Origin of the sequence: Nocardia sp. NPDC050413, assembly GCF_040655475.1 — a bacterium.
Taxonomy (GTDB): Bacteria; Actinomycetota; Actinomycetes; order Mycobacteriales; family Mycobacteriaceae; genus Nocardia; species Nocardia coubleae.
Genome location: NZ_JBFAJZ010000026.1, coordinates 1 through 25,249, shown reverse-complemented (window position 1 = coordinate 25,249; position 25,249 = coordinate 1). Strand labels below are relative to the sequence as shown.

The 25,249-nt window shown below is 67.5% G+C and carries 21 protein-coding genes and 5 tRNA genes; 12 read left to right on the top strand and 14 right to left on the bottom strand.

The window, feature by feature from the left end; all coding sequences use genetic code 11:
* Positions 1-211 precede the first annotated feature (211 nt).
* Entirely contained in the window at positions 212-1,525 is a 1,314-nt protein-coding gene (locus AB0I19_RS29155; RefSeq protein ID WP_357153283.1) for a salicylate synthase, read from the bottom strand.
* A 165-nt stretch (positions 1,526-1,690) separates the two neighbouring features.
* On the opposite strand from AB0I19_RS29155, the gene AB0I19_RS29150 reads away from it, so the two are divergent.
* The 3 genes from AB0I19_RS29150 (at position 1,691) to AB0I19_RS29140 (ending at position 6,010) form a co-directional block, all read left to right on the top strand.
* On the top strand, positions 1,691-4,117 hold the full coding sequence (locus AB0I19_RS29150) for a glycerol-3-phosphate 1-O-acyltransferase (RefSeq protein ID WP_357153280.1): 2,427 nt from the start codon (positions 1,691-1,693) through the stop codon (positions 4,115-4,117).
* Complete coding sequence (locus AB0I19_RS29145; protein WP_357153277.1) at positions 4,114-5,454, top strand: 1-acylglycerol-3-phosphate O-acyltransferase; 1,341 nt, start codon at positions 4,114-4,116, stop codon at positions 5,452-5,454. The genes AB0I19_RS29150 and AB0I19_RS29145 overlap by 4 nt, the downstream gene beginning before the upstream one ends.
* A gap of 115 nt (positions 5,455-5,569) precedes the next feature.
* Positions 5,570-6,010 carry a DUF6069 family protein gene (locus AB0I19_RS29140; protein WP_357153274.1) on the top strand — a complete coding sequence of 147 codons (441 nt, stop codon included), beginning with the start codon at positions 5,570-5,572 and terminating at the stop codon, positions 6,008-6,010.
* 57 nt (positions 6,011-6,067) lie between these two features.
* On the opposite strand, the gene AB0I19_RS29135 is transcribed toward AB0I19_RS29140, so the two are convergent.
* Positions 6,068-6,829 carry a polyprenol monophosphomannose synthase gene (locus tag AB0I19_RS29135; RefSeq protein WP_210740475.1) on the bottom strand — a complete coding sequence of 254 codons (762 nt, stop codon included), beginning with the start codon at positions 6,827-6,829 and terminating at the stop codon, positions 6,068-6,070.
* A gap of 84 nt (positions 6,830-6,913) precedes the next feature.
* Positions 6,914-7,597, bottom strand: a complete 684-nt coding sequence (locus AB0I19_RS29130; RefSeq protein WP_357153271.1) for a GAP family protein — start codon at positions 7,595-7,597, stop codon at positions 6,914-6,916.
* Between the two features lie 158 nt (positions 7,598-7,755).
* On the opposite strand from AB0I19_RS29130, the gene AB0I19_RS29125 reads away from it, so the two are divergent.
* The 3 genes from AB0I19_RS29125 to AB0I19_RS29115 are packed head-to-tail and all read left to right on the top strand — an operon-like array spanning position 7,756 to position 10,409.
* The gene (locus AB0I19_RS29125) at positions 7,756-8,073 is read left to right on the top strand and encodes a hypothetical protein (protein ID WP_357153269.1); all 318 of its coding nucleotides are present in this window, start codon (positions 7,756-7,758) and stop codon (positions 8,071-8,073) included.
* The gene (locus AB0I19_RS29120) at positions 8,073-9,374 is read left to right on the top strand and encodes a hypothetical protein (protein WP_357153267.1); all 1,302 of its coding nucleotides are present in this window, start codon (positions 8,073-8,075) and stop codon (positions 9,372-9,374) included. The genes AB0I19_RS29125 and AB0I19_RS29120 overlap by 1 nt, the downstream gene beginning before the upstream one ends.
* Before the next feature lie 9 nt (positions 9,375-9,383).
* Complete coding sequence (locus tag AB0I19_RS29115; RefSeq protein ID WP_357153265.1) at positions 9,384-10,409, top strand: hypothetical protein; 1,026 nt, start codon at positions 9,384-9,386, stop codon at positions 10,407-10,409.
* 43 nt (positions 10,410-10,452) lie between these two features.
* Here the strand turns inward: AB0I19_RS29115 and AB0I19_RS29110 are convergent.
* Positions 10,453-10,526 (bottom strand) — tRNA-Asp (locus AB0I19_RS29110).
* A 189-nt stretch (positions 10,527-10,715) separates the two neighbouring features.
* Here AB0I19_RS29110 and AB0I19_RS29105 point away from each other — a divergent pair.
* The gene (locus tag AB0I19_RS29105; RefSeq protein ID WP_357153263.1) at positions 10,716-11,699 is read left to right on the top strand and encodes an NADPH:quinone oxidoreductase family protein; all 984 of its coding nucleotides are present in this window, start codon (positions 10,716-10,718) and stop codon (positions 11,697-11,699) included.
* A 46-nt stretch (positions 11,700-11,745) separates the two neighbouring features.
* On the opposite strand, the gene AB0I19_RS29100 is transcribed toward AB0I19_RS29105, so the two are convergent.
* From AB0I19_RS29100 to AB0I19_RS29085, 4 genes are all read right to left on the bottom strand, one after another.
* Positions 11,746-11,819, bottom strand: a tRNA-Phe gene (locus AB0I19_RS29100).
* 58 nt (positions 11,820-11,877) lie between these two features.
* Positions 11,878-11,951, bottom strand: a tRNA-Asp gene (locus AB0I19_RS29095).
* A gap of 31 nt (positions 11,952-11,982) precedes the next feature.
* Positions 11,983-12,055: transfer RNA gene (locus AB0I19_RS29090), tRNA-Glu, on the bottom strand.
* Positions 12,056-12,146: 91 nt separating this feature from the next.
* Positions 12,147-12,818, bottom strand: a complete 672-nt coding sequence (locus AB0I19_RS29085) for a TetR family transcriptional regulator (protein WP_357153260.1) — start codon at positions 12,816-12,818, stop codon at positions 12,147-12,149.
* 743 nt (positions 12,819-13,561) lie between these two features.
* On the opposite strand from AB0I19_RS29085, the gene AB0I19_RS29080 reads away from it, so the two are divergent.
* Positions 13,562-13,637, top strand: a tRNA-Lys gene (locus tag AB0I19_RS29080).
* Between the two features lie 348 nt (positions 13,638-13,985).
* Positions 13,986-14,942: an acyl-ACP desaturase gene (locus tag AB0I19_RS29075; RefSeq protein WP_067492353.1), complete on the top strand. Its 957-nt coding sequence runs from the start codon at positions 13,986-13,988 to the stop codon at positions 14,940-14,942.
* A gap of 61 nt (positions 14,943-15,003) precedes the next feature.
* Here the strand turns inward: AB0I19_RS29075 and AB0I19_RS29070 are convergent, their stop codons facing one another.
* Entirely contained in the window at positions 15,004-15,570 is a 567-nt protein-coding gene (locus AB0I19_RS29070) for a hypothetical protein (RefSeq protein ID WP_357153257.1), read from the bottom strand.
* 206 nt (positions 15,571-15,776) lie between these two features.
* On the opposite strand from AB0I19_RS29070, the gene dusB reads away from it, so the two are divergent.
* From dusB to phoU, 3 genes are all read left to right on the top strand, one after another.
* Positions 15,777-16,919, top strand: coding sequence for a tRNA dihydrouridine synthase DusB (dusB, locus tag AB0I19_RS29065; protein ID WP_357153286.1), 1,143 nt, complete (start codon positions 15,777-15,779; stop codon positions 16,917-16,919).
* Positions 16,920-17,089: 170 nt separating this feature from the next.
* On the top strand, positions 17,090-19,195 hold the full coding sequence (locus AB0I19_RS29060) for an LCP family protein (protein ID WP_357153254.1): 2,106 nt from the start codon (positions 17,090-17,092) through the stop codon (positions 19,193-19,195).
* A gap of 104 nt (positions 19,196-19,299) precedes the next feature.
* Positions 19,300-19,959 carry a phosphate signaling complex protein PhoU gene (phoU, locus tag AB0I19_RS29055; protein ID WP_357153251.1) on the top strand — a complete coding sequence of 220 codons (660 nt, stop codon included), beginning with the start codon at positions 19,300-19,302 and terminating at the stop codon, positions 19,957-19,959.
* A gap of 62 nt (positions 19,960-20,021) precedes the next feature.
* Here the strand turns inward: phoU and pstB are convergent, their stop codons facing one another.
* From pstB to mshD, 5 genes are all read right to left on the bottom strand, one after another.
* On the bottom strand, positions 20,022-20,798 hold the full coding sequence (gene pstB, locus AB0I19_RS29050) for a phosphate ABC transporter ATP-binding protein PstB (RefSeq protein ID WP_067640881.1): 777 nt from the start codon (positions 20,796-20,798) through the stop codon (positions 20,022-20,024).
* Between the two features lie 18 nt (positions 20,799-20,816).
* Positions 20,817-21,722 (bottom strand): phosphate ABC transporter permease PstA, encoded by a 906-nt coding sequence (gene pstA / locus AB0I19_RS29045; protein ID WP_357153248.1) that lies wholly within the window; start codon positions 21,720-21,722, stop codon positions 20,817-20,819.
* The gene (pstC, locus tag AB0I19_RS29040; RefSeq protein ID WP_067640877.1) at positions 21,722-22,693 is read right to left on the bottom strand and encodes a phosphate ABC transporter permease subunit PstC; all 972 of its coding nucleotides are present in this window, start codon (positions 22,691-22,693) and stop codon (positions 21,722-21,724) included. The genes pstA and pstC overlap by 1 nt, the downstream gene beginning before the upstream one ends.
* Positions 22,694-22,785: 92 nt before the next feature.
* Positions 22,786-23,895, bottom strand: a complete 1,110-nt coding sequence (gene pstS, locus AB0I19_RS29035) for a phosphate ABC transporter substrate-binding protein PstS (protein ID WP_357153245.1) — start codon at positions 23,893-23,895, stop codon at positions 22,786-22,788.
* 285 nt (positions 23,896-24,180) lie between these two features.
* Complete coding sequence (mshD, locus tag AB0I19_RS29030) at positions 24,181-25,071, bottom strand: mycothiol synthase (protein WP_357153243.1); 891 nt, start codon at positions 25,069-25,071, stop codon at positions 24,181-24,183.
* Positions 25,072-25,249 lie beyond the last annotated feature (178 nt).

Sequence of the window (25,249 nt, the reverse complement as noted above, 5' to 3'; positions counted from 1 at the left end):
CAGCGCTCGAGACTTGCGCTTCGCGCGTGCGCTTCGAGCGCTGTTCGCGCGGCCGGGCCGCTACGCCGCTTCGCGGCGGACCCTCCTCGAGGTCGGGTCGTGCGGGGCTGGGAATGCTGTCATGGCGGACTGGGTGGAATGCGGTTGGGGGCGTGGATCACTCGGGTCTGGCACCTACCGCACTCGCAGTCCACGCGGTGCAACTCTTACTTCACGCCTTCACGACGTAGGGTGCGACGCTTCCCAACTTTTCGCAGGTCTCCTCGAACTCTCGTTCCGGGCGGGACTGGCCGACGATTCCCGCCCCGGCACGTAACCACGCCCCTTCGCCGGTTTGGTAGATCGCTCGCAGGACCAGTGTCGCCTCGAGTGCGCCGGTTGGTGAAACACACACGACAGCGCCGGAATACAGCCCGCGCTCGTCGTGGTCGTTGCGGAAGACGGAGTCGACGCCTGCCTGTTTCGGGATTCCGGAGGCGGTGACGGACGGGAACAGCACTTCCAGCGCGTCCCAGGCGGTGCGTTCGGGAGCGAGTTCGCCGCGGACTGTCGACGCGAGATGTTGCACGCTGCCGCGTTCGCGCACGGCCATGAAGTCCGAGACCGCCGTGGTACCGGGAACCGCTACCTCGGCGATCTCGGCGAACGAAGTCTGTACCGAAATGGCGTGTTCGACAATTTCTTTCGGATCGGCCAGCAGATCGACTCGGGCCGCGCTGTCCGCTTCGGGGCCGAGGCCGAAGGCGCGGGTACCGGCTAGTGGTTCGGTCGTGACCACTCGGTCGTCGTCGACGGAGGCCACCAGCTCGGGGCTGAATCCGGCCGCTTCCAGACCGCCCAGGCGCAGCAGGAAGGAGCGGGCGGGGGTGTTGTTGGCGCGGCCGAGGCGGTAGGTGGCAGGGACGTCGACAGCGAAGGGCAGCGCTACCTTGCGCGACAGGATCACCTTTTGGTAGCTGCCGGAACGGATTTCCTCGACGGCGGTGGCCACCCGGTCCTGGTATCCGGTGACATCGGGTCGCACGTCGACCGGATGCGCCGACGGCAGCTCGGCGCCCTGCGAGGCCGCGATGAGGTCGTGGATATCGCACATTTCGGCGGGGGTGGCGCCGCTGATCCGCACACCGTCGGCGTCGATGCGCACTTCGATGCGGGGGATCATCAGGTGGGCCAGCGAGGTCAGCGGGTTGAGATAGCGGGTGGCGCCGAGGGAATAGGCGCAGAATTCGAACCCGATCCAGCCGTAGGCGTTGCGGCCGTCCAGGGGCAGGCTCGCCAGGGCGGCGTCGACGGCGGCGGCGGGTCTGCCGGTCCACGCGCGGGCGGTGGTCTGCTCACCCCAGGTGGTGCGCAGTTCGTTGGCATCGAGTTCGACGCCGCCGAGTGGGTCGGCGGCAAACACCCAGGCACCGGGTTGTTCGTACATCACGTACTCGCCGAACCGATCGGCCGAGGCCAACCACGACATCGCTGCCGCCGGATCGGTCACATATTCCACCCGTGTGGGCTGCTCCGTCGACGACAACGATCCTCCAAGGTAAAGCTGACCTAATTTAGCTTGGTTAGGTTAGCATTACCTTTAGGTTTTGCTACCCGTGTGCGGGGTAACCTTGCCCACTCATTGTCACCCGCGAAGGCGCTGTCGGCGAAGTTCGGTGCGCTACGGCGAATCTGCGGCTTCAATGGAGAGATGATCGACAACGATGGGCGGCCCACGCGCGCGACTCCGCAGGCGGACTCGGTAGTCGCCCTGGTCGACGCGGCCTCCGGTGTGGAGCGCGAGGTGATCGGCGCCTGGATCGCCGAGGGCGGGCTGGCGGGCGAGATCGACTCCGACGCACCCGTCACGCAGGTGGATCTCGATGCCAAAGCCCTGATCAAACGCCTGGTGAACCGGCGCGACGACCCGCTGGTCGTCCCGGTCCGGGTGCTGTGGCTGCCGCCGGAGCGCGACGGTGTGCGCCGGGTGACCTTCGCCGACCTGGCCATGCTCACCAACCCGCGCAAGCCGAACCGCCTGGTGCAGCGCCGCCTGCTGCGCACCCATCCCGACCGCCACCAGGTGCTGGTCGGCGCGCCGGCGCGGCTGAGCGAGCTGCGCACCAACTATCCGGAGGCCGCCGCGCTGCTGCGGTCGGGCTCGCCCGACGCCTTCGCCCGCTCGGTGCTGCGCGCGGCGGTCGTCGCGCTCGAACGCGCGGAACGCACCGTCATCGGCGACCGCTACAAGGTGCCGCAGCTGGTGGCCGAGGAAATCCTCGACTCACCGGAATTCCAGCGCAAGCTCGACTACATCGCCGACGAGTTCGGCTCCGATCCCGCCCACGTCCACCGCAGCGCGGAGAAGGCCCTGCGCGAGCTGGTGGCCGCGCAGAGCAGGCTGGTGTCGGATCTTTTCACCCAGGCCATGCGCCCGGTGCACGCCTCGACCTGGAAGGTCGACACCGACCTCGGCGGCCTGGACGCCCTGCGCTCGCTCAACCGCAAGTACCCACTGGTCTTCCTGCCCTCGCACCGCTCGTATGTGGACGCCTTCGTCCTCGGCGACGTGCTGGCCCGCAACGACTTCCCACCCAACCACGTGATCGGCGGGGCGAACCTGAACTTCTGGCCGATGGGCCCGATCGCTCGGCGCACCGGCACCGTGTTCATCCGGCGCAGCTTCGGCGACGACGAGGTGTACAAGGCGGTGGTCGAGGAGTACTTCGCCTATCTGCTGTCCAAGCGGTTCAATATGGAGTGGTACTTCGAGGGCGGCCGGACCAGGACCGGCAAGCTGCGCCCACCCAGGTACGGCTTGCTCAATTACCTTGCGGCGGCGGTGCGTTCGGGTCGCGTCGAGGACGTGATGCTGGTGCCGGTGTCGATCACCTACGAGCGGCTCAACGAGCTCGGCGCCATCGCCAGCGAGCAGGCAGGCGGCAAGAAGAAGCCGGAAGGTATCGCCTGGCTCGCCAGATATGTTCGCAGTCAGCAGCATTCGGCCGGTCGCGTGTATGTGCGCTTCGGCGAGGCGATTTCGGCGCGCGAACGGCTGGAAACCCACGGCGACCCACTCGGTGAGCGTCCCAAGACCATCCCGCTGCACGACACCGCGACCGGGGCCACCAAGGTGCCCGACGAATCCGCGCTGGGTGAGACCGAACGCAAAGCCGTGCAGCGCTTGGCCTTCGACGTGGCGGTGCGGATCAACGCGGTCACCCCGATCACCGTCAACGCCCTGGTCACCCTCGCGCTGCTCGGCGTGCACGAACGCGCGCTGACACTGGGCCAGGTGCGCACCGTGCTCGACCCGGTCCTCGGCTATATCGATCGGCGCGGCCTGCCCGCGGGTGAGCTGTCCAAGCTGCGCGACGAGCAAGGCCTGCAGGTCGTCCTCGAACAGCTGGCGCTGGCCGGGGTGGTCACCGTGTATCGCGGCGGGCTGGAACCGGTGTACTCCATCGAACCCGGCGCCCACCTCGAGGCGGCGTTCTACCGCAACAGCGCGGTGCACTGGTTCGTGAACCGGGCCATTCTCGAGCTGGCCGCGCTCACCGCCGTCGAACAGCCGGGCGACGACCCGCTCCGGGCGGCATGGCGGGCCGCCTTCGCGCTGCGTGACCTGCTCAAATTCGAATTCTTCTTCCCCGAACGAGAGGAATTCGCCGACCAGATCATCGAAGAGGTGCGTGTGATCGTCCCCGAGTGGGACGAGAACACCCCCGACGACCGCCTCGACCAGCAGTTCCTCAGCGCGCTCACCGAGTCCGGCTTCGTCATGGCGCACCGTGTCCTTCGCTCGTTCTTCGACGCGCAACTCGTGGTGGCCGAACGGCTCGTCGCCCGCCCGGCCGACGCCGTGATCGACCGCAAGGAATTCATCGACGAATGCGTCGCCGTCGGCAAGCAGATGCTGTTGCAGCAGCGGCTGCACAGTCCCGAATCGGTATCGACGGAATTGTTCACCAGCGCATGGAAATTGGCGGACAACCACAACTTGATCGCCCCGGCGGAGCCCGGTGGTGAGGACGACCTGATCGCGCGTCGCACCGAATTCGCGCAGCAATTACGTGATCTCGGCGAACGGATCGCTCGGGCCGCCTCGCTCGACCCGTCGAATCGGAACTCACTGTGAGCGGCATCGACGACGCGGTCACCGCCATCAGAACCGGTCCACAGGGCGATCGGGTGCTCGCCGTCTTCGACGCCCGAGCTGTAGTCGACGCATTACCCCGAAAGCGATTGCCCGGCAAGCGTCGCCGACGCGGCGACGATCGGCGGAACGCGATGCTGACCGGCTTCCGACGGGACCATCAGCGTTTCCTACGCGAAGCCGAACGGGCGTGGGCCGGTGTGCCGGAAGCGGAACTCGAGAAATTGGGTCGCGGCATTTTCCGCAAGGAGATGCACGGCCGGATCTTCCCCGAAGCCTGGCAGCTGGTCCGCGAACACCGATCCGCCGGGCACACAGTGCTTTTGGTCAGCGAATTGCCGGCGTACCAGGTGGGCCCCTTCGCCGAACTCCTCGGCATCGACAACGTGCTGTGCACGAAGTTCGCCACCGACAACGGAATTCTCACCGGTCAGCTCGACGGACCGCCACTGTGGGGGACCGAGAAAGCCGAAGCGGTGGGCGAATTCGCCGCGGCGCGCGACTGCGAGATCGGCTACGTCTACGCCGACACCCCCGCCTTGCTCGAATCGGCGGGCATCCGGTCGGTCGACCCGTGCGCGTTCCAGCCGCGCACAGCGCCGAGCGCGATCGACTACGCCCGCACCGTCCTCGCCTTCGTCGCCCTCGTGGCCGGTGCCATGACCGGCGTGATCCGCAAGTCCTACACCCGCGATCGCCAGGCCATGGCCGACGCCCTCATGCACGACGGGACCACCGCGACCCTGCGCACCCTCGGCGTCGAGCTGCGCGTGGTCGGAGCCGAAAACGCCCGTGCCCCACGGCCCGCCGTGTTCCTGTTCAACCACCAGAGCCAGTTCGACGTCATCATCGTTCCCAAGGTGCTCGACGGTGGCGTCACCGGCATCGGCAAGAAGGAACTGCGGTCGCATCCCCTCTTCGGGCCGCTCATGCGCTTCGTCGGCGTCACCTTCATCGACCGTTCCGACACCGAACGCGCCAAAGCGGCGCTGGCACCGGTCGTTTCGACGCTGCGCGAAGGTCTGTCGATCGCCGTCGCCCCGGAGGGCACGCGCTCGTACACCCGCGGGCTCGGCCCGTTCAAGAAGGGCGCCTTCCACATCGCCAAGCAGGCGGGCGTCCCGGTGATCCCGATCGTCATCCGCAATGCCGGTGACATCGCCTGGCGCGACTCGCCCATCGCCCGAAGCGGTGTCGTCGACGTGGCGATTCTGCCGCCGATCGATGTGTCGACGTGGAATCCCGCCGCGATGGACGAGGAGATCGAAGAAGTCCGCAGGCTCTACGAACACACCTTGCTGAACTGGCCGAGCGCCTGACAGCTCACCCTCCCGGAATGTGACCAGGGTCTCAGGCGGATGTCGCCGCCCGCCCTTGACCTAAACCATTCTTCAGGTTTGAAGATTGTGTCACCACCGAATGAGGGAGAACATCATGACCACCGCAGCCGCCACCGCAACCACCACCCGCACCCTGCCTGCCCTGAACCGGCCCGTCGCCGTGCTCGGCGCCGTCGCCGCCGCCCTGATCGCGAATCTGATCATCTGGGGAATCGGCGAGGCAGCGGGCGGTTCGTTCACCACGACCACCGACGGCAAGGTCGCCGACGTCGCTCCTGGCGGGGTGATCCTGATGTCGGTGGTTCCGCTGCTGATCGGACTGACCGCCGCGGTGCTGATCTCCTACAAGTGGACCGGGGTGCTGCGAGTCGCCGCCGTCGTCGGCTCGGTGCTGTCGATCGCGACCATCGGCATGACCTTGACCGCCGGCTTCGACACCGCCTCCACCATCGCCCTGTCGCTGATGCACGTGGTGCTTGTGCCTGCCATGGTGATCGCGCTGGAAGGCGTGCGCCGCCACATCGCCGAGCAGTGACACACAGCGAAAAGGCCCGGCCGGGAACGTTCCCGGCCGGGCCTTTTCGCGTGTGGTCTAGACAGAACGGCCGAACAGGAGCTTCCACGGCATGAGTGCCGATTCCAGCTGCACCTTCAGGCTCATCTTCGACGCGCCGACCGTGCGCTCCTCGAAACGGATCGGCACCTCGGCGATGGTGTAGCCACGCTTGATGGCGCGGTAGTTCATCTCCACCTGGAACGAGTAACCGTTGCTGCGGATGGAGGCCACGTCGATGGCGCGCAGAGTGTCGGCCTTCCACGCCTTGAAACCGGCGGTCGCGTCCTTGACGCCCAAGCGCAGAATCAGGTTCACGTAGAAGTTGGCCCAGGCCGAGAGGGCCTTGCGGTACCACTTCCACTCCTCGGCGGTGGAGCCGCCGGGGACGTAGCGGGAGCCGAGCACCACGCCGACGTCCTCGGAGGTCAGCTTCTCGAGCATGGCCGGGATCACCTCGGCCGGATGCGAGAGGTCGGCGTCCATCTGGATCACCACGTCGGCGCCGTCGGCCAGGGCCTGGGTGATGCCCGCGATGTAGGCGCGGCCGAGGCCGTCCTTCTCGGTGCGGTGCAGCACGCTCACCACGTTCGGCAGCTCTGCGGCCAGTTTGTCGGCCACCTCGCCCGTGCCGTCCGGTGAGTTGTCGTCCACCACCAGCACATGCAGATCGGGCACCGGCAGCGCCGTCAGCCGCTCCACCGCCACCGGCAGATTTTCCCGCTCGTTGTAGGTCGGCACAACAACGGTAACCCTCAAGGGTCGCCCTCCCTGCTCACCTGGTAACGCCCGGCGGCCCAGGGTGCGGGCGCCGAGGCACGTCATCGATTCGTTATGACCGTACTCGATAGACCTGACGTGTTCCTGAGCGGCCGCCCGGGGCCCTCACCACAGCTGCCCGGCGTGGACCAGCGCGTCGACGACGAGCACGACACCGAACACGACGAAAAGGACACGGACGACGGGCGGCCCGAACCGGGTCACGCCACGCACGAGCATCCGGTACATCCGCCGTGCCCCCGGGGTTCTGCGCAGCGCCAGCGCGAGCACGACCAGCGGCAGCACCAGCGCCACGAGGCAGTAGGCCGCCACCAGCACCGGCCAGCTCGCGGGCAGCGGACGCTGCGCGGAAATCAGGGCGAGCGCCGCCAGATACGGCACCGAGGTCGGCACCTTCGCTAGACCGAGGGTGAAACCGATCACCCCCATCAGCCACGGGTACTTGCGCACCGGCTGGACCCACCGGCCGCCCGGCGCCGCGCCCGCGTCGACCGGAATCGCCGCCACCGCGATCAGGACGAGCCCGATCACCAGCTCACCCCAGTAGCGCAGGGTGGGGGTGAGGTCGAAGTCGAGCAGGCGGACGAGGAAGTCGATACCGAGCACCGTCGCGACGCCGAACAGCACCGACACCGCGAAGACACCGCCGAGGAAGCTCAGCACACCGACCAGGGGCGAACGCCTGGCCAGCCTGCTGTCGGCGACCACGGCGGTGGTGATCGCCACCAGCAACACGTCGAGCGCGTCCAGCAGGGCGAACCCGAGCAGCGTGAGCAGGAGGACAGCCATCGCGGCCGACCCTACCGGTCGGTCAGCTCGGCGCCGACCAGGGGATTCTCGAGAACCAGGTGGCCAAGAGTTTCGGACGCCCCCACGAACGGCCCCAGGTGGTTACGCTTTTCAGTGCCGGCAGCGCCGGGATCCGCGATCGTGAAGGGGCAGACATCGTGGCAGAAATGTCATTCGACCCGTCAGCGCTCGACGCTTATCAGCGTGCGGCAGCTCGGGTTTCCGAACTACTTGGCACCGCGGCCACCCAGACGACCACCGCGGCGGGGGTCGATCTTTCCGGATTGGGCGTGCTCGGCCGCGAATTCGCCGCCGCGTGGACCCAGGCGGCGGGCGCGCACGCCTCCACGCTCAGCACGGCCGGGAATCTCGTCAGCGCCTATCAGGACATCCTGACCCGGTTCGGCGACGACGTCACCGGCGTCGACACGGATGTGGCCGCCGGCCTGCGCGCGGTCGAGAACGAGGTGGCCTGATGCGCACGAAATCGCTCGTCACCGAGAACACCCTGAGCACCATCACCCCCGAAGAGGCCGAGGCCAAGATCGAACCGGTGATCGCGCTGCTCGAGGTGCCGCTGCTGGAATTACGAAAGGCGCTGGGCACCAACACCTCCGCCGACCCCGATCCCGCCGTCGTCTCCGCCCTCACCTCCGCCTCGGCCGCGACCACGGCTACCGAGGACCCGCACCGGCTCGGCCTCTACGCGCTCGAGTCCACCGACACCGCCGCACCCGCGACTCCGGCGCTGCGCCGGACCGCCACCGAGGTGTCGGCCGCGGCCGACCGGGGTGAGCGGCTCAGTACCCTGCTCGGCCAGGCGCATACGACGCAGGCGAACGCGGCCGCCAAGGTGGACGCGATCATCGCGGAGTTCCGGCGCAAGGCCAAGTCCGCCGCACCCGCCGTGAACAGCAACAATCTCGACGCCATCGTCGAGCTCGCCGAGGAGGCGATCCAGGAGGCCGTCGGAGTGGTCGGTGCGGCCAGCACCGAGATGGACCAGCACACCCGCGACACCCAGGGGCTCACCAGCGATCTCGGCGGGACCAACGGGGTGACGGTTCCGCCGGGGGCGACCGAGGTCGCGCCGGGCGTGTACGTGCTCGGCACCGGCGGCACCGACACCTCCACCTGGAACGACGAGAAGAGCACCGACCCCGCGGTCGCGGCGCAGATCGCGTTGCAGGAGGCGCTGATCGACGGCGGTGTGAGCCTCGGTACGGCGGCCATCGATGCCGGTGTCACCTTCGGCACGCACCTCATCGACAAGATCGCCGAAGTCGCCATGCACGGCATCGACAAGGGCGCCGAGCTGGCGACAACCGGCATCGACACCCTGGCGGCCGGGGTGGACGGTACGGCCGACACACCGGCCAACACCGCGCCCGCGACGACCACGCCCGGAACCAATGGTGCTGGTAACAACGGTAATTCGAACACGTTGTTCGGCGGTCTCGGCGGCAACTCCGGTGGATCCGGAGGTGCGAACCCGGGTGGTTCGGGCGGCGCGAACTCCGGCGGCGCGAACTCGGGTGGTGCGAACTCCGGAGGTGCGGCACCGAAGCCGGATACCCCCGCCCCCGCGCCGACCAATCCGACACCCAAACCCGAAGCGCCACAGCAGGCTCCGTTCCAGCAGGCACCCGCGCAGCAGCAGCCGATGCAGGGCGGGGTGATTCCACCCGCCGCGCGCCCGCAACAGGATCAGGAGAGCGAACGACCGTCGAACGCCCCCAAACACGGGCAACCCGGAGTTGTCCCGGCGAACGCCTAGGCCGCGCGCATGGACAACCCGTTCGGTGCCTATTTCTCGTCGCCGGACGCCACCGGGCGCCGTCGTCCGCAGGGCAAACGACGGCGCAGGCGGCGGCGCGAGGCCGAGCCGCAGACCATCGGGACCAACCCGGAGATGTGGCCGCCGCCGGAACCGGAACCGTTCACCGACGCCCCGGCGCCGCCGCTGCTGCCCGAACCCGTCTACCGCCACCCCGACGAGGACGACGACGGGTTCACCGGCGACTGGAACGACTGGACCGACGCCGACATCCCCGTCGAACCGGTCCGCCACGACGATGTGGATTGGAACGACTGGGCCACGACGACCGCCACCGAGCAGAGCGGTGACCACGTGGAGATGCCGGTGTTGCCCAAGCTCAAGGATTTCGGCGGCGGCGGCCCCATCGCACGCAGGCCACGCAAGAACTACAACGACGAACGCTACGACGACGGCCACGGCCGCACGAAGGCCGCCGCCGCGATCAAGGGCGTGGTCGGCGCACTGCTGTTCGTCGTGCTGCTCGGCGTGGCCGCCACCATCTTCCTCGGCCCGGGCGACCGATCCGCCTCGGACACAAGGCAAGCCGGGCTGTCGAACATCACAGCTCCCACCTCGAGCACCACGCCACCGTTGCCCGCGCACGCGCTTCCCGGCTGTGAGGAGTTCCGCACCACCTCCATCACGGTGAGCGCCGAACGCGGCGACGCGAGCTCACCCCAGGGCGCCATCCTCGGTTTCGAGTACAGCTATTACGTCGACCGCGACGCCGTCAAGGCCAGGTCCTTCGTCACCGACAACGCCCATGTCGGCGACGAGGCCGCTCTCGCCGCGGGCATCGCCACCCTGCCACCGGACATCAAGTACTGCACCCACATCACCCGTGGCGATTCCACCGATACATCCATCTGGCACGTCACGATCCATCAGCAGTGGCCCGGCGACACCGCCATCGAGAAGGTGCACCAGACCATCAAGACCACCGAGATCTCGACCGGCCGCTACCGCATCACCAGCATCGACCACCGCCGCTGACGCGAAAATCCCCCGCACCGACCGGTACGGGGGATTTCTCGTGCGACCCTGACGGGACTCGAACCCGCGACCTCCGCCGTGACAGGGCGGCGCGCTAACCAACTGCGCCACAGGGCCTTGCTGCTTTCTCGCGGGGCGACTGTACCCCGATCGATGCCGTTTCCGGAAACGCGCAGGTGGTGTTCGTCGATCGCCACCGTCTCGGCACGCACCGACAGACTCGGCCACCGAGGCGATCTGTGATTGACACGACAACGTCGGCACGCCAAGCTAAGCAAGCGCTCATTTACTGCAAGGAGACAGCCCATGAAGGCTTGGCAGGTAGACCAACTCGGTGAACCACGAGAGGTGTTGCGGTTCAACGAGATCGACGACCCCGTCGCCGGTCCGGGACAACTGCTGGTGCGGGTGCTCGCCGCACCGGCCAACTTCCCCGACGTGCTGCTGTGCCGTGGGCAGTACCAGGTGAAGCCGCCGCTGCCGTTCACCCCCGGTGTGGAACTGTGTGGTTCGGTGGTCGCGGTCGGTGACGGCGTCACCGGGTTCGCGGTCGGTGACCGGATCGTCGGCACCACCGACCTGCCCGGCGGCGCCTTCGCCGAGATGGCGGTGCTCGACGCGGCCAACGCCTTCCCCGCCCCCGAGTCACTCGACGACGCCGAAGCGTCCGCCCTGTGCATCGGCTACCAGACGAGCTGGTTCGCCCTGCATCGGCGCACACAATTGCGAACCGGGGAAACCCTGCTCGTACACGCCGCGGCCGGTGGCGTCGGCAGCACCGCCGTGCAGCTCGGAAAGGCCGCCGGTGCCACCGTGATCGGTGTGGTCGGCGGGCCGGACAAGGCCGAATACTGCCGCGAACTGGGCGCCGATCTCGTCATCGACCGGCACACCTCGGACTTCGTGCCGATCGTCAAGGAGTTCACCGGCGGGCGCGGCGCCGACGTCGTCTACGACCCGGTCGGCGGGGACGCCTACGCCAAGTCGACCAAATGCATCGCCTTCGAGGGCCGCATCCTGGTGATCGGCTTCGCCGGCGGCACCATCCCCCAACCGGCTCTCAACCACGCCCTGATCAAGAACTATTCGATCATCGGCCTGCACTGGGGTCTTTACAAGCAATACAACCCGCAGGCGATCCGCGACTGCCACGACGAACTGACCCGGCTCGCCGCCGAGGGCCAGGTGAAGCCGCTGATCAGTGAACGCCTGTCGCTGAGCGACGTGCCCGAGGGCCTCGGCCGGCTCGGCGACGGCACTACGGTGGGCCGCCTCGTCTTCCACCCCTGAACGCGAAAATCCCCTCGACCAGATGCTCTGGTGAGGGGATCTTTTGTGGCCAGGGCCGGGATCGAACCGGCGACCTTCCGCTTTTCAGGCGGACGCTCGTACCAACTGAGCTACCTGGCCGCAGGCACCCGTACGGAATGCCATACGCGAAGCGCCGGATTGCTTCGGCGCTTACTTGCGACCCTGACGGGACTCGAACCCGCGACCTCCGCCGTGACAGGGCGGCGCGCTAACCAACTGCGCCACAGGGCCTTGCTTTTCCTACACTACAGTCCGAAGACTGTACCCCCTACGGGATTCGAACCCGCGCTACCGCCTTGAAAGGGCGGCGTCCTAGGCCGCTAGACGAAGGGGGCTCGTTCCGAATCTCTCCGGGGCGGCTTCAACGTTTCCGTTGGGAGCTCGCATAGCTTATGACACCTCGGTGCGCTCTTCCAAATCGCCTGGTCAGGCGCCCAAACCGAGGTCGTCGAGACGGGCTTGGGCACGCCAGCCGTCGGTACGGAAGTGCTGTATCCACAGCGGCGTCGCCATGGCCTCGACGATCACCTCGAGCACCTCGGCGAAGCGGGCACGCAGATCGGCGGCCGAACCGGTGCTGATCGGGTCGACGAGATACCGCTGACCCGCCAGCGCCGCGGCGAGGGTTCTGGTGAACCGGTCGGGGTCGGCGTCGGCGCGCAGCTGACCGTCGTCGATGGCGCGCACCGCGAGCACCCGGGTGGCCCGGCCGAGGATGCGGCCACCGCCGTTGCCCGCGTCGCGATGGAAGTCGGGTTCGATCACCAGGCGGTACTCGGCCTGCACGATGGTGTCGTGCTCGAGCCGCAACGCGACCTCGTCGACCATGCCGTGCAGCACGTCGAGCGGACCGAGGTCGGTGCGGGCCAGCCAGCGCTCCGCGCACAGCCGGTACCGCTCGACCGCGGTGTCGAGCACCGCGCGTGCGAGGTCTTCCTTGGAGTCGAAGTGGAAGTACATCGCGCCTTTTGTCGCGCGCGAACCTTCCAGAATGCGGTTGAGCGATGCCGCGGCATACCCGCTCTTCCCGAACTCGACGGCCGCGGACTTGATTATCGCGGCGCGTGTGCGGCGCGCCCGCTCTTGCTGCCGTGCCATGCTCGAAACGCCTCCGAACCTTCTCGTCGCCGCCGATCAATGACAGACCCGCGGCGCGAATTGTGGTTATTTTTCATACTTTTGGTATGTAAACTCGCCGAATGCCGGTACCCCTCCGGCTGGTATAGTTCGCCGGCCCGGGTGCGCCACAGGGGGTGCACACTCGGGCTCAATACCTGTGAGAACCGCCTCCTCCTGCGGTAGCGACTGCCCCTTTGCGAGGAGTTCGCGCGCCTTCGCGTTCACCCCGGCACATCGAACCCCCGATGAATTCCGCGACACCGCACCCACCACCGGGCGCCGGAAAGTGCGGCCCCGGTGATTGTTTCGAAATTCACCAGGTAATCACCGTACCCGCATTCCCCGAACGGCAACATGCGAATGGGACACCCGGTCCGTTTTTCCGGACAGGCAAACCGGGCGCAACCGTGAGCCGTGGCATCGAATGCGAAAACCGCACTCGCACAGCATTGTTGGCCTGTCCAGCGCCCCCCTGCGGCGCACTCGCGGACCCCGGCATCACCCACACACTCCTGTTGATCGAAAGCTGTTGACCCACAACACTATTCGATGACACGTCGCGACGGGAAGTGGGAACGTCGATGTGCTCCAGCCCGTCAGCCGGGCATCGCGCCGGGGTGCGCCGCCGTTACCGGGGCCGACCGGGCCCGCGCCTCGGACGCCCGGCTGATCGGGGACACTATTCGGCGTCGCGGCGCGGTGTCGGTTAGACTCCGCTGCGCGCCCCTTTAGCTCAGTTGGTAGAGCTGGTGACTTTTAATCACTAGGTCGTAGGTTCGAGTCCTACAGGGGGCACCATCACTTCACCGTGACCACTGTCACGTGGCACTTCCCGGCCGCGCCGGAAGAGCCGGCCGTCATGGGCCCTGAACAGGCGAACGACCTCGCCGACAGCACTTCCCGCGCCGCGACACCGAGAGTTCACCCGGTGGGCGCTAACGCCGCCGCCACTACAGCGATAGTCCCTACGCTGCGGACCGAAGACCTAGACTCGTCAGTACGTCCTACCGGCAGCTGCCGATGTTGTGGCGTTGTTCAACTTCATCGGCTTTACGCTCAGTTGCGTTTCGCATCACACCTACGGTGCCGTAAGGTATGGCCGCATCGCGACGTTCGACCGCAAGCACGACAGCGAAGGGTTTTTACATGGCAAGGGATCTGACTCAACTCGAACTGCTCACGGAGTTGGAGCCGGTTGCCGAGGAAAACGTCAACCGGCACCTGTCGCTGGCCAAGGAATGGCATCCGCACGACTACGTCCCGTGGGACGAGGGCCGCAACTTCGCCGCCATGGGCGGCATCGACTGGGATCCTGAGCAGTCCAAGCTCAGTGAGGTGGCCAAGGCCGCCATGATCACCAACCTGCTCACCGAGGACAACCTGCCGTCCTACCACCGTGAGATCGCCGAGAACTTCTCCCAGGACGGCGCCTGGGGCACCTGGGTCGGTCGCTGGACCGCCGAGGAGAACCGCCACGGCATCGTGATGCGTGACTACCTGGTGGTCACCCGTGGCGTGGATCCGGTGGCGCTCGAGAACGCCCGCATGATCCACATGACCAACGGGTTCGCCTCCCCCACCGAGGTGGACGCCGGCTTCCTGCACTCGGTCGCCTACGTGACCTTCCAGGAACTGGCCACCCGCGTGAGTCACCGCAACACCGGCAAGGTGTGCGACGACCCGATCGCGGACCGCATGCTGCAGCGCGTCGCCGCCGACGAGAACCTGCACATGATCTTCTACCGCAACCTCTGCGGCGCGGCGCTCGACCTGTCGCCCGACCAGGCGATCGAGGCGATCTCGCTGATCGTGGAGAACTTTCAGATGCCCGGCGCCGGGATGCCCAACTTCCGGCGCAACGGTGTGCTGATGGCCAAGCACGGCATCTACGACCTGCGTCAGCACCTCGAAGAGGTCGTGCAGCCGGTGCTCAAGAAGTGGAACATCTTCGAGCGCACCGACTTCACCGCCCGCGGCGAGGCCACCCGCGAGCGCCTCGGCGACTTCCTGGAGAAGCTGAGCCAGGACGTCGTCAAGTTCGAGGAGCAGCGCGACCGCATGCTCGCTCGCGAAGCCAAGAAGCGCGAGATGGCCAGCGTCTAGAGCTCACGAAAAAGCGCCGCCCACCGGAATTCCGGTGGGCGGCGCTTTTTCGTACAGCCGGTTACTTCATCGGCAGGGCACCGTCGGCGCTGCCGACATCGGTGATCTTCCAGTCCTGCCCGGCATCGACGGTGATGTTGTAGGTGACGGTGTTGCGCAGGCCGTCGGGGTTCTGCGCGTTGGTGGTGCTCACGTCGACGAACGCGGCGACCTTGTACACCTGGCCCTCGCGCTCGAGTACCTTCGCGGTGATCGGGGTGGCGGTGGAGGCCCAGCGCAGCGGGACGACGATGTCCTCGAGTTTGTCGCCGGTGACGTCGAACTTGCCCGCGAGCTCGGTGGACGTGCCCGCCTTGAGCTTGGCCACCCAGGCGTCGACGTCCTGGTAGTTCAGCGTCGCCGAGCCGACGGAGTAGTCGAGGGCGATCTGTTCGGCCTTCGCGTCGTCGGCGGCCTCGGCACGCAGATTCGAGACATCCGAGCGCGCCGAGCCGTACAGCATGCCGAGCACGACGGCGGCGACGGCGAGCACGGCGATGGCGGCACCGCCGACCAGCGACGAGACACTGATCGCCACGGTCGCCTTACCGGGCGCGGCGGGGGTGGTGGTCGTGGCGTCTTCGGCCATGGGGGTCTTCTCCGATGATGTGGGGACAGCGCGCCGCCGGCAGCGGCAAGCTCAGGCTACTGAGCCGACGGACATATCCCGAACGTCGAGTACCACATAAATGCTGTCGCGTGCGTCCCGATCGGGCCGTGACCCGGCCGAAGTCGCCGGTACGCGAGATCGATCACATCCGGGCGGATGCGAGAATGGCAGACGTGACTATCACGATGCCCCAGGCACCGACCACGCTGCGGATCGGGCCCTACCCGGTCGATCCGCCCGTCGTGCTCGCACCCATGGCGGGCATCACCAACCTGGCCTTCCGCAAGCTGTGCCGCGAATTCGGCAGCAAGACCGCCATCTACGTGTGCGAGATGATCACCGCCCGCGCGGTGGTCGAGCGCAACGAGAAGACGCTGCACATGATGTCGTTCGACGCCGACGAGCATCCGCGCTCGGTGCAGCTCTACGGTGTCGACCCGAAGACGCTCGGCGAGGCCGTCCGCATCGTCGTCGGTGAGGGCTGGGCCGACCACATCGACCTGAACCTCGGCTGCCCGGTCCGCAAGGTCACCCGGCTCGGCGGCGGTTCCGCGCTGCCCTACAAGCGCAGGCTGTTCGCCAACATCGTCAAGGAGATGGTGAAGGCCGCCGAACCGGCGGGCGTGCCGGTGACGTTCAAGTTCCGCATCGGCATCGACGACGAGCACCACACCTACCTCGACACCGGCCGCATCGCCGAGGCCGAGGGTGCCGCCGCCGTCGCCCTGCACGCGCGCACCGCATCGCAGCTGTACTCCGGCACGGCCGACTGGTCGGCCATCGCCCGGCTCAAGGAAGCCGTCACCACCATTCCCGTGCTCGGCAACGGCGACATCTTCACCGCCGACGACGCGCTGCGCATGATGAACGAGACCGGATGCGACGGTGTGGTCGTCGGCCGCGGTTGCCTCGGCAGGCCGTGGCTGTTCGCCGAGCTCAGCGCCGCCCTGCGCGGCGAACCCGTCCCCGAGGGCCCGACGCTGGGCCGCGTCGGCGAGATCCTGATCCGCCACGCCACCCTGCTCGCCGAGCACGACGGCGAGGACAAGGCGATGCGCGATATCCGCAAGCACATGGCCTGGTACCTGATGGGCTTCCCGGTCGGCTCGCAGCTGCGCCGCAGCTTCGCCACCGTGTCGGCCCTGAGCCAGATCGAGGACCTCGTCGCACAGCTCGATCCGGACGTGCCCTTCCCCACCGACGCCCTCGGCCCGCGCGGTCGCCAGGGCTCGCCGCAGACCAAGGTCGTGCTGCCCGACGGGTGGCTCGACGACCCCGAGGACGACACCGTGCCCACCGCCGCCGATGTGATGCACAGCGGAGGGTAAAGCTTCGGCGCTGGTCAGCGCGTCGCAACCGGATTCCGTGCGAATCTGTTGTGCACTGGAGTGGCTACTCGTGGCGGAATCGTTATCATTGCGGACATCGTTCGGCTCCGGTTCGACCGAGCAGCCGAACGATGACGCGTATGCGGCAGATAGAGAAGTGAGGTTCGCTGGTGGGTGACGATCGGCGCGGGCGTACGCCCCGGCCCGGAGGTCGCGCCCCGTGGGAGCGCTATCCGGCTGCCGAACCGCCCGCACAGAAGGACACCGGTTCCCGCCGATCACGGCACGCCGACGCCGATCCCGACGCGGCCCCGCTCACCGTCCAGGACCTCGTCGACCGGGTCGACAGCGAACGAACCAAACGCAGCCGCCGCGCCCCCGCCGATCCATCGGGTACTTCCCGCGCGGGCCGCCGCGCCCGCGACCAGGCACCCCGCCCGACCCCTCGCCCCGATATCGCGGCACGCGCCGACGGTTCGCCCGGCGACGCCCCCGCCGCACCGCATCGCGTCGACTCCCCCGCCGACCGCATCGCGACGACCGCGATTCCCGCGCAGGGCAAGACTTTTCCCGCGCCGGGCAAGACCGTGCCCGCCCAGGGCAAAACCGCCCCGGCGAAGGGTAAGACGGTCCGCACGGCACCGCCTGCTCGTCGGGTCGACGAGCAGGTCACCGATATCCTGCCCGCCGTCACCGAGACCCCGGCGGCCGCGCCGAAGCGCGTCGAGCCCAAGCGGGCCGAAACCAAGACCGCCGCCGCCCGGACACCCGAACGGCGCCGCGCGAAGCAGGCACGCCTCGCGGGACGGGTCGCGGTCACCTTCTTCGCCGTGCTGGCGCTGGTGGTCACCGGTGGTGGCTGGAGTTACCTGCGGGCGACGAACAACGGCTTCACCCAGGTGTCGGCCCTCGACGGTGCCACCGAGGACGTGCTCGACGGTGACATGCAGCTCGGCGACGAGAACTACCTCATCGTCGGCACCGACACCCGCGCGGGCCTGAACGCAGAGATGGGCGCGGGCTCCACTGTCGACGCGGAAGGCGCTCGCGCCGACACCGCGATGCTCGTGCACATCCCCAAGGACCGCTCCCGCGTGGTGGTCGTCTCCTTCCCGCGAGACCTGGATGTCACCCGGCCGCAGTGCGCGGGCTGGGACAACGACAAGGGCACGTACACAGACCAGAAGTTTCCCCCGTTCATGGGCGACAAGCTCAACGCCGTCTACGCGCTCGGTGGCCCGCGCTGCTTGACCGACGTGGTGCGCAAGATGTCGGGTCTGAGCATCGGCCACTTCATCGGCATCGACTTCGCCGGGTTCGAGGCGATGGTCGACCAGATCGGTGGCGTGGAGGTGTGCTCGACCAAGCCGATCATCGACGGCGTGCTAGGCACCGTGCTCGAGAGTTCCGGCAAGCAGCGCGTGAACGGCGAGACAGCCCTCAACTATGTGCGCGCCCGGCACGTGGTCGGCGAGGAGCGCAGCGACTACGACCGCATCCACCGGCAGCAGACCTTCCTCGCGGCCCTGCTGCGTGGTGCGCTGTCGGGTCAGGTGCTGCTCGACCCGGCCAAGCTGCAGGGTTTCGTCGAGGCGTTCCGTCAGCACACCTTCGTCGACGGTGTCGAGACCAAGGACCTGATCCTGCTCGGGCGGTCGCTGCAGAAGGTGAACGCGGGTGCGGTCACCTTCATCACCGCCCCGACCGCGGGAACCACGTCCTACGGCAACGAGATTCCGCGCGAAGCCGACATCAAGGCGATCTTCCGCGCGATCATCGACGACCAGCCGCTGCCCGGTGAACAGACCGCGCCGCCGATCACCAACCCCAGCACACCCGCGGCTCCCACCCAGGCGCCCAAGATGTACGCGGTGAGCCCGGCGTCGGTGTCGCTGCTGGTGACCAACGGCACCCAGACCGCGGGCATGGCCCGGCAGGCGGCCAACAAGCTGTCGAACTTCGGGTTCGGCATCTACAACGTCGCCAATGCCACCGAGTACACCGACACCACCGAGGTGCGCTACGCCGAGGGCAACGAGGCGGCCGCCGCGACCGTGGCCAGTGCCATCCCCGGCGCGGTCCTGCAACGCGACGACGACCTCAGCGGCATCATCGAGGTGGTCGTCGGCTCGGACTACACGGGCCAGGTACGTACCCCCACGACGGTCGGCGCCGAGCTGCCCGCGGTGTCGCTCGGTGAGCCGGTCTCGGCCGCGCCGGTGCGTCTGCCCTCGGACCTCGAGCACATGAACGCCGCCGACACCAGCTGCGACTGAGCCTGCCCGATTCACCACGCGCGCTGAGCTGGCACGACTGTGCCACACGGCATTAACCCCGTGTTGGGTGACAGGGGTACCGGTACCCACTAGGGTCAGCCATTATGCGTGTCATCTACAACGAGCAAATGGCCGAGCTCGCCAATCTGCTCGGCGAAATGGCCGGTCTCGCCGGCCAGGCCATGGAGCAAGCAACCCAGTCGCTGCTGCAGGCCGACCTCGCACTCGCCGAGCAGGTCATCGGCGAGCAGGATCGGATCTCGGTGATGATCGCCGAGGCCGAGGAGAAGGCGTTCGCTCTCCTCGCGCTGCAGGCCCCCGTCGCGGGCGACCTGCGTCAGGTGGTCAGTGCCATCCAGATCGTCGCCGACGTGAACCGCATGGGCGCCCTGGCCCTGCACGTCGCCAAGGTGACCCGCCGCCGCCACCCCAATCACGCCCTGCCCGAATCGGTGAACGGCTACTTCGCCGAGATGGGCCGCATCGCGGTGAACATGGGCGCCGGCGCCAAGGAGGTGCTCGAGACCCGCGATCCCGAGCGCGCCGCCCAGCTCAACCAGGACGACGAGGCGATGGACGACCTCCACCGCCACCTGTTCACCCTCCTGATGGACCGGGAGTGGAAGTACGGCGTCGCCGCCGCCGTCGACGTCACCCTCCTGGGCCGCTACTACGAGCGCTTCGCCGACCACGCCGTCGAGATCGGCCGCCGCGTGATCTTCCTCGTCACCGGCGTGCTCCCGGACGGCGAAATCGAAAACTGAAGCAGCGCAACGAGAAAGCCCCCGCCCTCCCGAAGGAGTGCGGGGGCTTTCTCGTTGGATCCTTATCCGAAGCGGCCCGAGATGTAGTCCTCGGTGGCGCGCTGGGTGGGGTTGGAGAAGATCTTCTCGGTGTCGTCGATCTCGATGAGCTTGCCGGGCTTGCCCTGGGCCTCGAGGTTGAAGAAACCGGTCTGGTCGCTCACGCGGGCGGCCTGCTGCATGTTGTGCGTGACGATGACGATCGTGAACTCCTTCTTGAGTTCGGTGATCAGGTCCTCGATCGCCAGGGTGGAGATGGGGTCGAGGGCCGAGCAGGGCTCGTCCATCAGCAGCACGTCGGGCGAGACCGCGATGGCGCGGGCGATGCACAGACGCTGCTGCTGACCACCCGACAGACCACCACCGGGCTTGTCGAGACGGTCCTTGACCTCGTTCCACAGGTTCGCACCGCGCAGCGAGCGCTCGGCGACCTCGTCGAGTTCCTTCTTGTTGCGCACACCCTGCAGCTTCAGCCCGGCCACCACGTTGTCGCGAATCGACATGGTGGGGAACGGGTTCGGGCGCTGGAACACCATGCCGATGGTGCGGCGCACACCCACCGGGTCGATCGCCGAACCGTAGATGTCCTCGCCGTCGAGCAGCACGGCACCTTCGACGCGGGCGTTCGGGGTCACCTCGTGCATGCGGTTGAGCGAGCGCAGCACGGTGGACTTGCCACAACCGGAGGGACCGATGAAGGCGGTGACGCTGCGCGGCAGCACGGTCAGGTCCACGTTCGACACGGCGTGGAAGCTGCCGTAGTAGATGTTGAGATCTTTGACGTCGATCCGCTTGGCCATGGGAGTTTCCGTTCGCTTCTATCGGTTCCGGGTGAGCAGCTTGTTGACCGCGGCGGCAGCCAGGTACAGCAGCGCGATGAGCAGGATCAGCGTGAGCGCCGCACCCCAGACACGCGCGCGACCGGCCGGCTCCGGGTTGGCCAGCTCCTGGTAGATCAGCAGCGGCAGCGAGGCCATGTTGCCGTCGAAGATGTTCTGGTTGATCGACTTCGAGTAACCGACCAGCACCAGCACGGGCGCGGTCTCACCCATCACGCGGGCAAGGGCGAGCAGGATGCCCGAGATCATGCCCGGCGCGGCGGTGGGGATGACGATGCGCAGGATGGTCTTCCACTTGGGCACGCCGAGCGCGTAGGAGGCCTCGCGCAGCTCGTCGGGCACCAGCTTCAGCATCTCCTCGGTGTTGCGCACCACCACCGGCAGCATCAGCAGCACCAGCGCCAGCGACACCGCGAAGGAACTCTGCGGCATACCGAGCGTGGCGATCCACAGCGCGAAGATGAACAGCGCCGCCACGATCGAGGGCACACCGGCGAGGATGTCGACCATGAAGGTGGTGACCTTGGCCAGCTTGCCGCGACCGTATTCCACCAGGTACACAGCGGCCATCACGCCGAGCGGCACCGCGATGACGGTCGCGATCAGCGCCTGCACGATCGTGCCGTAGATCGCGTGGTACACACCACCGCCGGACTGGTCCGGCAGGATGCCCTTCTGCGAGTTGAACCACCAGTCGGCGGTGATGATCGAGCCGATGCCCTTCACCAGGACCAGGCCGAGCACCCACACCAGCGGGATCAGCGCGATCACGAAGCAGAGGGTGACCAGACCCGTGGCGATGTTGTTCTTGATCCGCCTGCCGTTGCTGACATGGCGGAACGTCGGCGCCTTGACCGGCTTGTCGAGGGTCGATGTGGTGGTCATCAGCCGTTCACCTTTCCACCGGAGGCCAGGCGGGCCAGTGCGTTGACGACGAAGGTCAGCGCGAAGAGGACGAAGCCGGCGGCGATGTAGGCACCGGTCGGCAGCGGGGAACTGAATTCCGAGGCGGCCGAGGCGATCTTGGAGGCGAAGGTGTAACCACCGTCGAACAGCGACCAGGTGCCCGCGTTGCTCGCGGTACGCAGCACCACGAGCACGGCGATCGTCTCACCGAGCGCGCGGCCGAGGCCGAGCATGGAACCGGCGATCACACCGCTGCGGCCGTAGGGCAGCACGGTCATCCGCACGACTTCCCACTTCGTGGCGCCCAGTGCCTGGGCGGCCTCGATGTGGGCGCGCGGGGTGAGCGCGAACACCTCGCGGGCCACCGAGGTGATGATCGGCAGGATCATCACGGCGAGCACGACACCGGCGGTGAAGATGGTGCCGCCACCGGCGATCGAGACGTTGCCGTCGGAGAACAGGAAGAACCAGCCCAGGTTGGAGTTGAGGAACTCCTGCACCGGCGCGATCTGCGGGGCGAGCACGAGGAAGCCCCACAGACCGAACACGATGGACGGCACCGCGGCGAGCAGGTCGATCAGCATGGTGAACGGCTTGCCCAACCGCGACGGCGCGTACTGGGTGAGGAACAGCGCGATGCCGACGCCGATCGGCACCGCGACGATGAGCGCGAACACCGAGCTCAGCACCGTGACCATGAACAGGTCACGGATGCCGAAGCGCAGGTTGTTCGCGTCACCGGTGGAGAATTCCGTGCTGGTGAAGAAGTTGGCGTTGTCGGCCATGAGCGAGGGGACCGCGCGGATCAGCAGGAACAACGCGATCAACGCGATGGCCGCGACAATGGTCGCGCCCGCCGCGGTGGCCAGCCACCGAAAGATCGTCTCGGCGTTCAGGCGCCCGGAACGACCCTTCTCCGGGGCCTTGTCGAATTTCGGTTCGGTCGGCATATGCGAAGTATCTCCGGCCGCCCGCGGGCCCGTCGAATCCGACGAGCCCGGTGCGGTCACCTCAGGGTGCATGGTCATGGCCTACGCAGCGATCAGGAGATGGCGTTGATCGCGGTGGTCAGCTTGGTCTTGAACTTTTCCGGGATGGCGATGTAGCCGGCCTGGTCCAGTCCGTCCTGACCGTTGGTGACGGCCGAGGTCAGGAACGCCTTGACGGCCTTGGCCGTCTCGGCATCGGCGTACTTGGAGCACACGATCTCGTAGGTCGGCATGATGATCGGGTACGCGCCCGCCTCGGCCGGCTTGTAGAACGAGCTCACGTCGAGCACGAGGTCGTTGCCCTCGCCCTTGATCTTGGCGGCGTCGATAGCCTTGCCCGCCGACTCGGTGCTCAGCGCGACCGGGTCCTTGGAAGCCGAGGTGACGATCTGGGCGATCGACAGGTTCTGCGCCTTGGCGAAGGACCACTCGTTGTAGGTGATCGAGTTCTTGGTGTTCTTGATGGCGGCCGAGGTGCCCTCGTTGCCCTTGGCGCCTTCGCCGACGCCACCGTTGAAGGTTTTGCCGCCGCCCTTGCCCCACGCGCCATCGGAGGCAGCGTCGAGGTAGAGCTGGAAGTTGTCGGTGGTGCCCGACTCGTCGGAGCGGAAGATCACGGCGATCTTCTCCGCGGGCAGCTTGGCGTTGGGGTTCAGCGCCTTGATCTCGGGGGCGTCCCAGGTGGCGACGGCGCCGCTGAACACCTTGGCGGCGGTCGGGCCGTCGAGGACCAGGTCGGTCACGCCGTCGACGTTGTAGGTGATCGCGATCGGGCCGAAGACGGTCGGCAGGTTCCACGCGGGGCTCGCGCAACGCTCCTGCGCCTTGGCGGGCTCGTCCTTCTTGGAGCTCAGCGGCGAGTCCGAGCCGGCGAAGTCGGTCTGACCGCCGATGAACTCGTTGACACCGGCACCGGAGCCGCTCGAGGTGTAGTTCAGGGTGAAGCCGTCGCAGTTGGCCTCGTAGGCGGCGACGAAGCGCTCCATGGCATTCTTCTGCGCCGACGAACCGCTCGCCTTGAGCGCCTTCGTGCCCGCGCATTCGACGGCGCTGTTGGCGGCCACGCCGTTGTCACCGGTGTTGTCGTCGCTGCCACAGGCGGCCAGAGACATGGCACCCGCGGCGAAGACGCCGACCAGGGCGCTGGTGCGCTTGAAGTTCACTTTTCCTCCGACATTGCTGACGAACTCGCTCGGTCCCTCACCGGCCCGGGCGAGTTGGGTGGTGCGGATCGCGGGTGAACGCGAGCACCAGGCGACGACTGTGCCGCCCAGAAGTAACGTAGGTTCGCCCGGTTGACAGTTGGCCCGAGGTGGGTTAACGGAGAATGAACAGCCCGGCGCGATTAGACCGAGCGTGTGATGTTTGCCCCAGTTTTACTCGTCGGTACCCGGTCATCCTCACAATATTCAGGGTTGCCGAGGAACTGTGAGCTGTCTCGCAGCTGGTCAGCTCAGCGCGTAGGCGACGTCGATATGGGCCGGTGCGAAGCCCAGTTTGGTGTAGGTCCGCACGGCGGCGTGGTTGTCGGCTTCGGTGTAGAGCAGCACCTCGGTCAGGCCCGTGTCGCGCAGGTGGTGCAGTCCGGCCAGGGTGAGCAGTCGGCCCAGGCCACGGCCCTGCGCGGCGGGGTCGATGCCGACGACGTAGACCTCGCCCGCCGGGGCGGCATCGGGGTGCGCCTTGGTCCAGTGGAAGCCGAGCAGACGGTCGGGATCGGCGGCGTCGAAGGCCAGGAAGAGCCCGGCCGGGTCGAACCAGGATTCCGCGCGGCGGGCGGCGATGTCGCGTTCGGTCCAGCCGCCCTGTTCGGGGTGCCAAGCGAAGGCGGCGTTGTTGACCCGCAACAGTTCGGCATCGTCGGCGGGGCCTTGGTAGGTGCGCAGGACGAGGCCTTCGGGGACCTCGAGTGGGGGTAGCTCCGGGGTTGCCAGGCTGCGGCGCATCTGCCAGAGTTCGCGTGCTTTCGTCAGTTTCAGGGCTGCGGCGAGGGCCTTGGCGGCTGGCAGGTCGCCGTGTGCCCAGACGCGGGCGCCCGCGCCGCCTTCGGTGAGGGCTGTGCGGACGAGGTCGGTGCCGATACCTTGTCCGCGCGCGCCGGGGGCGACGGCGACCTCGGCCATGGCGGGGTGTTCACCATGTGCCGCAACGAGATTCGCGTAGCCGACGATCTCGCCGTTGTGTTCGGCGAGCAGATGTCTTGTGCCGGGGGTGGTTTCGGCGAGCGACAGGACCGCCTGCTCGGAGACGGGGGCGACGCCGTCGGCGGACTTCGCGCGGTCGAGCAGGGTGCGGATTTTCTCAGCGGTGGTGGAGTCGACGGTCTCGGTCCACTTCAAGGTTGCCCCCTGTGTTTTGAGCGTACGTCGGGTGAGGTGCCCGGCTCTTTGGGTTTTGTGATTGCGGGAGGTAGTGGCTGTGTTTTTGGAGCGCTGGCGCGCTCGAGCGCGGCCCCTGGGGGGCCGCGCGAACAGCGCTCGAAGCGCACGCGCGTAGCGCAAGTCTCGAGCGCTGTTC